This window comes from Cohnella sp. SGD-V74, from assembly GCF_003001675.1.
In the GTDB taxonomy this organism is placed as follows: Bacteria; Bacillota; Bacilli; order Paenibacillales; family Paenibacillaceae; genus Cohnella.
In genome coordinates this window covers 273,289-283,161 of sequence record NZ_PVYW01000011.1, presented here as the reverse complement: position 1 = coordinate 283,161, position 9,873 = coordinate 273,289, and the positions used below count along the sequence as shown (strand labels likewise).

Genomic DNA, 9,873 nt, shown 5'->3' with positions numbered 1-9,873 from the left:
CGTTTGCAATAGACGGAATCCGAAACGCGAACAATACCCGATAGCAGTCGATTCGATTCTCTCGCAGCCATGGCGCGGCGAATTTTGTGACAGATGAGCCAGGCCGTTTTATAGGTGACATGGATCGCTTCGGAGAGCTGGCGGGCATTCACGCAGCGGGACTGGGCATGCAGAAATATGGCCTGGAACCAACGATGAAGAGGCGTACGGCTGCCCTCCATAATGGTGCCGGCGATCAAGGAAGTTTGCGTATGGCAGGAGCGACATTCGTAGAGCGGAATCCGACGGGTGGAAATGAGATAGAAAAGCGGGTGGTTGCAGCGCGGACAGCGAAAGCCGTCGGGCCACTTCAACTCGAACAGAACAGAGAAACAATCCGCTTCCTCTTTATAGACGGAACAAAATTTTTGGAATTTCTCCGCGGCTTCTTTAAGGCTCATACGAATCTCCCTTCCGCATCAAACGAACGTTTGTTCTCTATTCAATTATACCAAACATTTGTTCTTATTTAAAGTTGAAATTAGTTAATTTTTCTTTTTATACATCATGATTTCCAACTGACTCAAAGGGATATCGGCAAAAGGGGGAGATAGAGGATGGTAGCGGGATCGTGAACTGACCGAAAGGGATAGCGGTAAAAGGCTGGAAGAGAGCGGACGAACTGATCGACAGGGATAGCGGCAAAAGGGGTGAAAAGTAGGTGTGATGTAAGGGAGACTGACGGAGGGGGATAGCGACAAAAGGAGCGGAAAGTTGAACGGGAAAGGAAGCAGACGAACTGACGGAAGGGGATAGCGTGAAAGGGGGGAAAGGAGAAGAGAGGGCTGCCTTTGTTCGCGGAACTGTCATTTCGCAAGGCTGCCGGATTTTGTTACAATGAAAGGGAATTCGACGTCGTCTTCGAAAGGAGAGACCGCATGCACGGACCGGTGTACGTCATGGTTTGGATCGTATTCGTCGCATTGCCGATATTGGCCGGATTCAGGAGAAGATGGTGGCCGCTCGGCATCTATGCGCTCGGTTGCCTGATCATGCTGCAAGCACAGCTGCGCAATACGGGGGAATGGGACGATCTGGGCGACTTCGCGACGATGCTCGTCATCGTATTCCCGCTGTATCTGATCGGCTCGATCGTGTGGATTGTGCAGGCTGTTGTCGAACGCTACAGACGCGGTAAAAATTCCGATCCCCCAAAGAAGTAACATAACAAATATTATGTAGACCGAGGACTCAATCATCATGATTAATGCCATTAATTTTAATTCAAAACTGGAAGGCCAGGCCGAAGCTTTTATCCGTTCCTATTACGAGGAGACGAAGGGAAGCGCTCAGCAATGCGAGGCGCGATTAAGCGAGGCCGCCTCGGAAATTCGCGAGACGGGCACGTACACCCATACGAAGCAGGAGCTGACGTTCGGGGCGAAAGTCGCTTGGAGAAACAACGCCAAGTGCATCGGACGGCTGTTCTGGGACTCGCTTGAAGTATTCGACGAGAGAAGCGCGAAGACCGAAGAGGAGATCGCAGCCGCGCTGCTGCGGCACATCGAGCATGCGACGAACGGAGGGCGCATCCGTCCGACGCTGACCGCGTTCGCTCCGCAAAAGCCGGACGGCCCGAACATCCGCATCTGGAACCATCAGTTGATTCGCTATGCGGGCTACCGGACGCCGGACGGCGTCGTCGGCGATCCCGCTTCTGCCGAGCTTACCGAGGCGATTCAGCGCTTAGGCTGGAAAGGGCGGGGGACGAAATACGATGTGCTGCCGCTTGTGATCCAGATCGGGAGTCGCGAGCCGAAGTGGTTTTCGATTCCCGACGAGGCGGTCATGGAAGTGAAGTTCGAGCATCCGGAAATCGGAGAGTTCGCCCGCTTGGGGCTGCAGTGGTATGCGGTGCCGATTCTGTCGGACATGGCGCTGAACGTGGGCGGCGTCCGCTATACGGCCGCCCCGTTTAACGGGTGGTATATGGGAACGGAGATCGGAGCGCGCAATCTGGCGGATGCGGATCGCTATGACGAGCTGCCGGCAATCGCCGATCTGCTCGGCCTCGACCGCTCTACGAATACGACGCTGTGGAAGGATCGGGCGCTGCTGGAGCTGAACTCGGCAGTTATCCATTCCTTCAAGGCAAACGGAGTCAGCATTGTGGACCATCACACGGCGGCGGAGCAGTTTATGCGGTTCATGAAGCGCGAGCAGGAGCAGGGGCGGGACGTGAACGCTCGCTGGTCGTGGCTGATTCCGCCGATGTCGCCCGCCGCGACGCCCGTGTGGCACCGAAGCGACCTGAGCGAACGGGAGATCGACCCGGACTACGCCCCGCAGGAGCGACCGTACTAGTACTGGGGAATGACTGGACTATATTGCGCTGAAGCGGCCGTATTAGCTCTGGGGAAGGACTGGACGATATCGCGCTGAAGCGGCCGTATTAGCTCTGGGGAAGGACTGGACGATATCGCGCTGGAGCGGCCATATGAGTTTGCGAGCAAAGGATGAGCACAAGGAGTGATAGGGGATGGCAATCGTACAAGTGACGATCGTGCCGCTCGGGACGGGATCGCCGAGCGTGGGCGAGTATGTGGCCGAGGTGCATCGGGTGTTGGAGCAGTCCGCTGAGCGGATCAAATACCAGCTGACTCCGATGAGCACAATTATCGAAGGGGAGTTGGACGAGCTGCTGGCGGTCGTCCGCAGGATGCATGAGGTGCCGTTCGCAAGCGGCGCGGCGAGAGTGTCGACGACGCTGACGATTGACGACCGCCGGGACAAGCAGGGGACGATGGAGCAGAAGCTTCTCTCGGTGGAAGAGAAGCTTAAGCGGTAGCCGGAGAGAACGAGGAGCCGTAAACGGCCGCTGGATAGGTCGAGTTAAACCTGGCCAAGTAGCCGGACATCGTTCCGCGGTAGATTTGTTGAGCGGAGAGAGAATGTTCGAAATCCGCAGGCGTGATGAAGTAGGCCGGCTTATCGACCGGACGGCATTCGCCCCGCTCCAATACGGAGGCGACGAAGTGCGAGCAGAAATACGCGTTCTCGCGCGGAATTTTGCGCCGGATGAGCACGCCGATCAGGCCGAGCAGATGGTAGCGGTAACGGTCCGGCTGCCGTTTCATTTCGTTCACGAGGCGGCGCATCTCTGCGCGCGCGTTCTCTCCGACCCGCAGGCGGTACACGGCGCATGGAGCGTCCTCGTAGAACGGGTCCGCGAAATTTTCCTGAACGAACCCGGCGAAGATCGGGTTGCTCAGCTTTTTGCGCCCGAAGCTGTATACTTCCTTCAATTCCCGGTCGAAGGACAGCGAAGCGTGGTTCAGCGGAGCTTTCGTCACCCATTGGATCGTCCGGCTGAACCAGGTTCCGGTGGCGGACAATACGATATAAACCTCGTCGTTAGCAATCATGAAAAAGGACTCCTTCCCGGTCGACATCTTTGATTCCATCTTATCGGAAGCGGACGAATTCGATCACGTCCCCGGGTAGAGTCGACGAATCGGACATTGGGCCGGTCCGTACCCCGACTTAAGGATGGGGCGAACCGGAACGGAGGCCTTCATCCAACACGAATTTATGGAACAGGCACGGAAAGGGGGAGCGCATTGCATCGAATTATGATTTGCGAGGACGATCCGAAGCTGGCGGCGTTGCTGCAAGCGAACATCGAGAAATACGGCTACGATACCGGAGTCGTGGAGGACTTCGCGGGAGTGACGGATTTTTTTCGCCGGTACGATCCGCATCTCGTGCTGATGGACGTCAACTTGCCGAAATTCGACGGCTTCTATTGGTGCCGTCAAATCCGCGCCCTCTCCAAGTGCCAGATTCTGTTCATCTCCGCCCGCGACGGAGAGATGGACCAGGTGATGGCGCTTGAGTACGGAGCGGACGACTATATTACGAAGCCCTTCCATATGGAAGTCGTCATGGCCAAAATCCGCAGCCAACTGAGAAGGGCGTACGGAGAATACGCGGAGCGGACGGAGGAGAGAATCGTCAAGCTGGCGGGGCTGCACCTGTATCCGGAGCGGCTGGAGCTGTCGCTGGGAGGCGCCGGAAGCACGCTCACAAAGAAGGAAGCCGTGCTGCTGGAAATGCTGATGAAGCGCTCGCCCCGAATCGTCAGCCGTGAGGCGCTGCTGGAGGAGCTGTGGGACGATCAGGCGTTCGTCGACGAGAACACGCTCAACGTGAACATTACCCGCTTGCGCAAAAAGCTGCAGGAGTTCGGCATCGACGGCAGTCTGGAAACGGTGCGCGGCGCCGGCTATCGGCTGCTACCTGATTGGAATGCGGGGGAGCGGCCATGAGATTGTTTATCCGCGATCATCGGGCGCTCGTCGCAATGCAGATCGTCCAGCTGTTTCTCGTATTGCTGATTTACTGGCTGGACGGCTACCGCCATTTGCTGACCGGACTTTATTCCGTCTTCGTCGGGCTCGTCTTGTTGACGGGCTATTTGGTCTATCGCTACGTCTCGCTCCGGCAGCTCTATCGGACGTTAAGCGAGCCGATGGCGGAGCTGGACGATTCGATTCAAGGGCTCGGTTCAGGCCCCCTCCCGGAAGCGGTCGACGCGCTGCTGCAGTCGCAGTACGGACATTACCAACGGCGGATCAAGCTGGCCGAGAAAGCGCGCAAAGACCATCTGGCATTCATGAACCAATGGGTGCACCAGATGAAAACGCCGCTCGCGGTCATCCGGCTCACGATGGAGGAGGACGATCCGCGTTCGGCCAGCGTGCTGGAAGAAGCCGAGCGCATGGAGAAGGGGCTGGAGACGGTGCTGTACGCCGCCCGCCTGGAAACGTTCGACCGCGACTTCCGGGTCGAGCCGGTCTCGCTGAAGGCCATCTGCGAAAACGCGATCCGCGACAACAAGCGGTTGTTCATCGGCAGCAAGGTGTACCCGGACCTGCAGGTCGATGCCGGCCTGCAAGTCGAGAGCGACGCGAAATGGCTTGGCTTCCTCGTCGGCCAGATTGTGACGAATGCGGTGAAATATTCGGCCGATTCCCACGAGAAGGTGACGTTCACTTCGCTGACGCGCGGCGCGGAAGCGGTGCTGGAAATTCGCGATCGCGGCATCGGCATTCCCCCCGAGGACATCAAGCGCGTCTTCCAGCCGTTCTTCACCGGCGACAATGGGCGCAAGTTCCGCGAGTCGACCGGAATGGGGCTCTACTTCGCCCGAGAGATCGCCGAGCGGCTGGGTCACCGGATCGAGCTGGAGTCGGAGCCCGGCGTCGGTACCCGCGTCCGCATCGTCTTCGCCTCGCACCTTACATCCGTGTAAGGAAACTGAAAGGCAAATCGATAGGCCGGCGTTTTCTCTCCGGATACAATAGCCTTATCAGACAGACAGCGGCGGCTTGGCCTGCCGCCATGGAGAAGGAGAGAAATGCGCGATGGAAATGCTGAGCGTGCGCCAGTTAAACAAAATTTACGGGGGCAAGGTGCCTTCGCGAGCGCTGACCGACATTAATTTGTCGATCGAGGAGGGCGAATTCGTCGGCATTATGGGGCCGTCCGGCAGCGGCAAGACGACGCTGCTGAATCTGGTCGCCGTGATCGATTCGCCGACGACGGGCGAGGTGCTGATCGGAGGCCGCAATCCGCACAAGCTGAAGAAGGGCGAGCTGGCGAAGTTCCGTCGCCGCGAGCTCGGCTTCGTGTTCCAGGATTTCAACCTGCTGAACACGTTGACGGTGGAGGAGAATATCGTGCTGCCGCTGACGCTGGAAGGGGAATCGGTGAGGACGATGGAGAGCAAGGTGCGCGAGATCGCCGCCAAGCTCGGCATCGAGTCGATTCTGGGCAAGCGCACGTACGAAATTTCCGGAGGACAGGCGCAGAGGACGGCGATCGCCCGGGCGATGATCCACAGGCCGAAGTTTCTGTTCGCGGACGAGCCGACGGGCAACCTCGACTCGAAATCGGCCAAGGACGTCATGGAAACGCTCGTCGCGCTCAACGGCTCGGAGCGGACGGCGATGATGCTCGTTACCCACGACGCGGTCGCGGCCAGTTACTGCCACCGGGTCGTCTTTATCAAGGACGGCCAACTGTTTAACGAGATTCACCGCGGGGAGAGCAGGCAGGCGTTCTTCCAGAAAATCATCGACGTGCTGTCGCTGCTGGGAGGGAACGCGCATGACCTTTCGACGATTCGCGTTTAACAACGTCATGCGCAATAAGCGCACGTACGCCGCCTATTTTCTGAGCAGCGCGTTTTCCGTCATGGCCTTTTTCGTCTATGCGGTGTTCGCGTTCCACCCCGGCATGTCAGGCGGAATGGTGCACAACAACGTGACGACCGCGATGCATTTTGCCGAAGGGCTGATCTACGTCTTCTCCTTCTTCTTCGTGCTGTATTCGATGAGCGCGTTCCTGAAGACGAGGAAAAAGGAATTCGGACTGCTCGTCATGCTGGGGATGAGCAACTCGCAGCTCAAGGCGATGGTGTTTCTGGAAAACGTGCTGATCGGGTTGGGAGCGACGGCTGCGGGCATCGGAATGGGGCTCGTCATGGCCAAGACGATGCTGCTGACGGCCGAAAATCTGCTCGGATTGGACGATACGCTGAAGTTCTACTTGCCGTGGGAGGCTCTCGCGCTTACGCTGGCCGCTTTCCTCGCGCTGTTCGTCGTCATCTCGGCTTTCACGGTAATCATCCTGCGGGGGAACCGCCTGATCGATCTGCTTAAAGGAAGCGCAAAGCCGAAGCCGGAGCCCAAATCGTCCGTCCTGCTGTCGCTGCTCGCCGTGCTGCTGCTCGGGGCGGGTTATGCGATCGCGCTGATCGCAAAAGGCATGGTCGTGTTCATGGTCATGATTCCGGTGACGCTCATGGTCATCGTCGGAACGTACTTCCTGTTTACGCAGTTAAGCGTGTACTTCATTCACAAGTGTCGCAGCAGACGTTCGTTCTTCTGGCGCAAGACGAATCTGCTGTTCCTGTCCGATCTGGCTTACCGGATGAAGGACAACGCGCGGACGTTCTTCATGGTGGCGATCCTGTCTACGGTGGCTTTCTCGGCGATCGGCTCGCTGGTCGGCTTCAAGACGATGGCGACGAACGTTCTGCTGGACGATAATCCGTTTGCATTCACATATACGCCGGGCAAGGACGCCGGGGATCGCGAAAAGGCGGAAGTCGAGGAGATCGAGCGGACGCTGCGGAGCGAAGGAGTCGACTACAGCAAGCTGGAAGCTTCGATGTCGGATCAGAAGACGGCCGGGTCGGATCAAAGCGTCTATGTGGTGAAGGCGTCCGAGTTCAACGCAATCGCGGAAGCGGCAGGAGAGAAGCCGGTCGAGCTTAACGGGAACGAATCGATGATGATCTACTATACGAACGCGGCTGCCGGTTACCGGGAGTTCGCTCCAAGGAAAGCGCTGCTGGAGACGGAAGGCGTCGAGCTTGATCCAATCGGTTCCCAGTCATCGGTGACGCTGCCGATATTCGACGATTATTACGTCGTGGCGGACGAGCTGTTCGAGAAGCTGGAACACCCATCCGTTCAACGCTTCCACGCGTTCGACGTCAAGGAGTGGAAGAAGACGAAGAACGCCGGACAGACGCTCGAGGAGAAGCTGGCCGCAAGCGACAGCCGGTTCTTCTCGATCGCTTACGAGCTGCACTTGCTGAACCAGGCCTTCGGCGTCGTACTGTTCATCGGATTGTTTATCGGCGCGGTATTTTTCGTCGCCTCGGGGAGTTTCCTGTACTTCCGCTTGTATGCGGACTTGCCGGACGACAAAGCGAAGTTCAAATCGATCGCGAAGCTCGGCCTGACCGATCGGGAGCTGTCCGGCATCGTGACGAAGCAGCTGATGATTCTGTTCTTCGTACCGATCGTCGTCGCCTTCGTACATGGTGCGGTCGCGCTCACTGCGCTGCAAAACATGTTCGGTTACTCGCTGATGACGACGTCGATGTCGGTGCTCGGCACGTTCATGGCGATCCAGGCGGTCTACTTCCTGCTCATCCGCGGACGTTACGTGAAGGAGGTTGTCGCGTAGGGCGTCATTGTTGAAACGTCCCCGTCCCTGCGGGAAAAATGATAGAGGCCGTCCTGGTCGGGCGGCCTCTTGCCGATTTTGAGCGCAACGCCGCGGGGAGCGGGGAGGAGCAGAGGATGAACGGTATGACCAAAGCGGGCGTAAAATGGGAAGAGCTGATTTGGGAAGTGCGCGGCTCCTCGTATGCGCTGCAATAGGTAAAATTGACTTTATCGATGCGTCAAAATTATCCCTGATTAGCACTTTCTGCACTGGGATCAAGCGAGGCGACAGTGTATCATTAAAAGGATATACTTTCAATTCAGGAAGGATGCATCCAGATTATGCAAGATAAAAAGAACTTGCTGATGCTGCAAATTTCGGGAGCGGCCGTGCTGCTGAACGTCGTCGTCTTCGCGATAACCCGCCTGTTGGACCCGTTCCGCCACGGTTCCGGCCACGGAGGCCATTACGAGGAGACGGCAGCGATTCTAGGGGGACAATACGTCCTCTTTTTTGCGCCGATCATCGTATGGGCCGCAAGCTTATACAACTACTTGAAGGACAGACAGCATCGCCTGCTTCCATGGCTGAATACGCTGGTGCTGACGCTGTCGAGCATGGCGATCATCAGCGGCAGCGGCGGAGGAGTGGAATTCCATTTCTCGATTTTCATGGTCATCGCGGCGGCGGCCTATTACGAGGACGAGCGTCTGATCTTCATGATGACCGCGTTGTTCGCGGTGCAGCATCTGGCCGGATTTTTCATCACGCCGCAATTGGTGTTCGGGACGGACCAATATCCGTTCCTGATGCTCGTCGTTCATGCGCTGTTCCTCGTGCTGACGTCGGGCGCAACGGTGCTGCAGATCCGTTCCAAACGGAGGATCACGGCGCAGCTGGAAGAAGAGAAGAAGCTCAAGGATGACAGCCTGATGGAGCTGATCGGCCAAGTGCAGGAGCTGTCCGAGCACATTCGCTCCACTTCGGCGTCGGTGTCCGGCAAATCGGAGGAAAACTTGCGCACGAACGAGGAGATGCGCCAGGCTTTCGCCGAGGTGGCCGGAGGTCTGGGCAATCAAGTCACGGCGATCGAACGGATGGAGACGAATCTGCACGGCATGAACGGTTCGATCCAGAGCGCCCTGGCTTCCACCGACGAGCTGAAGATCAGCGCCGTTCAGACCGGGGAAGCGATGGAGACGGGCCGGCTGAAGGTGAACGAGCTGCAGGAGAACAATCGGCTTATTCTCGGCACGGTGGCCGGCTCCCTCGCCGCGATCGGCTCGTTGAAGCAATCGGCGGAGCGGGCGCGGAGCATGAGCGGGATGATTCAGGAAGTCGCGAACCAGACGGGACTGCTGGCGCTGAACGCATCGATCGAAGCGGCCAGGGCGGGCGAACACGGCAAAGGCTTCGCGGTCGTCGCCGCCGAGATCCGCAAGCTGGCCGAACAGAGCCGGGTTGCCGCACAGGAAATCCAGGCGATGATGAACGCGGTGCACGAGGAGAGCGAAGCGAACTATGCGCAATCCGAACAGGGCCAGCAAATTATTCGCAAATCGGCGGAGCACGTCGAAGCGTTCGCCGCCGATTTCTCGCAGATGCAGCAGCTGATCGAGCGGTTGCTCGACTTCATCGCCGCGATGAGCCGGACGATGGACGGCATGCGCAGCGAATCCGCGTCCTTCACCGGCGGCATGAACGAGATCGCGACCGTCATCGAGCAAGGGCTGGCATCGCTGGAGCAATTGACGGCGATGGTCGACAAGCAGGTGGATTCCGCCGGACAGATCGATGCGGAGCTGGCCGACTTGAGCGGTCTGAGCTTCCGGCTGCAGGAGCAGTTCGCCAGAGCGTAAGAGAACGGGC

Annotated in this window: 11 protein-coding genes; 9 read left to right on the top strand and 2 right to left on the bottom strand. The window is 58.0% G+C overall.

The features are described from left to right. Positions 1–440 (bottom strand): transposase (locus B0G52_RS18310; RefSeq protein WP_143762588.1); only part of this gene is annotated, 440 nt, incomplete at its 3' end. A 477-nt stretch (positions 441–917) separates the two neighbouring features. On the opposite strand from B0G52_RS18310, the gene B0G52_RS18305 reads away from it, so the two are divergent. The 3 genes from B0G52_RS18305 to B0G52_RS18295 all read left to right on the top strand — a co-directional run bounded on the left by B0G52_RS18305 (position 918) and on the right by B0G52_RS18295 (position 2,827). After that, positions 918–1,202 (top strand): hypothetical protein, encoded by a 285-nt coding sequence (locus B0G52_RS18305; RefSeq protein WP_143762587.1) that lies wholly within the window; start codon positions 918–920, stop codon positions 1,200–1,202. A gap of 37 nt (positions 1,203–1,239) precedes the next feature. Next, positions 1,240–2,343 (top strand): nitric oxide synthase oxygenase, encoded by a 1,104-nt coding sequence (locus B0G52_RS18300; RefSeq protein ID WP_094046819.1) that lies wholly within the window; start codon positions 1,240–1,242, stop codon positions 2,341–2,343. A 175-nt stretch (positions 2,344–2,518) separates the two neighbouring features. Next, entirely contained in the window at positions 2,519–2,827 is a 309-nt protein-coding gene (locus tag B0G52_RS18295) for an MTH1187 family thiamine-binding protein (RefSeq protein ID WP_094046818.1), read from the top strand. Here the strand turns inward: B0G52_RS18295 and B0G52_RS18290 are convergent. Beyond that, positions 2,817–3,404 carry a hypothetical protein gene (locus B0G52_RS18290; protein ID WP_094046817.1) on the bottom strand — a complete coding sequence of 196 codons (588 nt, stop codon included), beginning with the start codon at positions 3,402–3,404 and terminating at the stop codon, positions 2,817–2,819. The two genes, B0G52_RS18295 and B0G52_RS18290, sit on opposite strands and share 11 nt — an antisense overlap. A gap of 195 nt (positions 3,405–3,599) precedes the next feature. Between B0G52_RS18290 and B0G52_RS18285 the strand changes: the two genes are divergently transcribed. The 6 genes from B0G52_RS18285 to B0G52_RS18265 all read left to right on the top strand — a co-directional run bounded on the left by B0G52_RS18285 (position 3,600) and on the right by B0G52_RS18265 (position 9,863). After that, the gene (locus B0G52_RS18285; protein ID WP_198960677.1) at positions 3,600–4,307 is read left to right on the top strand and encodes a response regulator transcription factor; all 708 of its coding nucleotides are present in this window, start codon (positions 3,600–3,602) and stop codon (positions 4,305–4,307) included. Further along, entirely contained in the window at positions 4,304–5,293 is a 990-nt protein-coding gene (locus tag B0G52_RS18280; RefSeq protein ID WP_106359405.1) for a sensor histidine kinase, read from the top strand. Before B0G52_RS18285 ends, B0G52_RS18280 begins: the two co-directional genes overlap by 4 nt. Positions 5,294–5,405: 112 nt before the next feature. Further along, a complete protein-coding gene (locus B0G52_RS18275) occupies positions 5,406–6,176 on the top strand; it encodes an ABC transporter ATP-binding protein (RefSeq protein ID WP_094046816.1) in 771 nt (256 codons plus the stop codon). Beyond that, positions 6,151–8,022 (top strand): FtsX-like permease family protein, encoded by a 1,872-nt coding sequence (locus B0G52_RS18270; RefSeq protein ID WP_094046815.1) that lies wholly within the window; start codon positions 6,151–6,153, stop codon positions 8,020–8,022. Before B0G52_RS18275 ends, B0G52_RS18270 begins: the two co-directional genes overlap by 26 nt. Before the next feature lie 38 nt (positions 8,023–8,060). Beyond that, positions 8,061–8,219 (top strand): hypothetical protein, encoded by a 159-nt coding sequence (locus B0G52_RS35620; protein ID WP_158223769.1) that lies wholly within the window; start codon positions 8,061–8,063, stop codon positions 8,217–8,219. A 126-nt stretch (positions 8,220–8,345) separates the two neighbouring features. After that, positions 8,346–9,863 carry a methyl-accepting chemotaxis protein gene (locus B0G52_RS18265; RefSeq protein ID WP_094046814.1) on the top strand — a complete coding sequence of 506 codons (1,518 nt, stop codon included), beginning with the start codon at positions 8,346–8,348 and terminating at the stop codon, positions 9,861–9,863. The last annotated feature ends 10 nt before the right edge of the window (positions 9,864–9,873 follow it).

What these genes read in the sequence shown, in the direction of transcription:
- B0G52_RS18305 (WP_143762587.1), top strand. Translation starts at nt 918, where the DNA reads ATGCACGGACCGGTGTACGTCATGGTTTGGATCGTATTCGTCGCATTG.
- B0G52_RS18300 (WP_094046819.1), top strand. Translation starts at nt 1,240, where the DNA reads ATGATTAATGCCATTAATTTTAATTCAAAACTGGAAGGCCAGGCCGAA.
- B0G52_RS18295 (WP_094046818.1), top strand. Translation starts at nt 2,519, where the DNA reads ATGGCAATCGTACAAGTGACGATCGTGCCGCTCGGGACGGGATCGCCG.
- B0G52_RS18290 (WP_094046817.1), bottom strand. Translation starts at nt 3,404, where the DNA reads ATGATTGCTAACGACGAGGTTTATATCGTATTGTCCGCCACCGGAACC.
- B0G52_RS18280 (WP_106359405.1), top strand. Translation starts at nt 4,304, where the DNA reads ATGAGATTGTTTATCCGCGATCATCGGGCGCTCGTCGCAATGCAGATC.
- B0G52_RS18275 (WP_094046816.1), top strand. Translation starts at nt 5,406, where the DNA reads ATGGAAATGCTGAGCGTGCGCCAGTTAAACAAAATTTACGGGGGCAAG.
- B0G52_RS18270 (WP_094046815.1), top strand. Translation starts at nt 6,151, where the DNA reads ATGACCTTTCGACGATTCGCGTTTAACAACGTCATGCGCAATAAGCGC.
- B0G52_RS35620 (WP_158223769.1), top strand. Translation starts at nt 8,061, where the DNA reads ATGATAGAGGCCGTCCTGGTCGGGCGGCCTCTTGCCGATTTTGAGCGC.
- B0G52_RS18265 (WP_094046814.1), top strand. Translation starts at nt 8,346, where the DNA reads ATGCAAGATAAAAAGAACTTGCTGATGCTGCAAATTTCGGGAGCGGCC.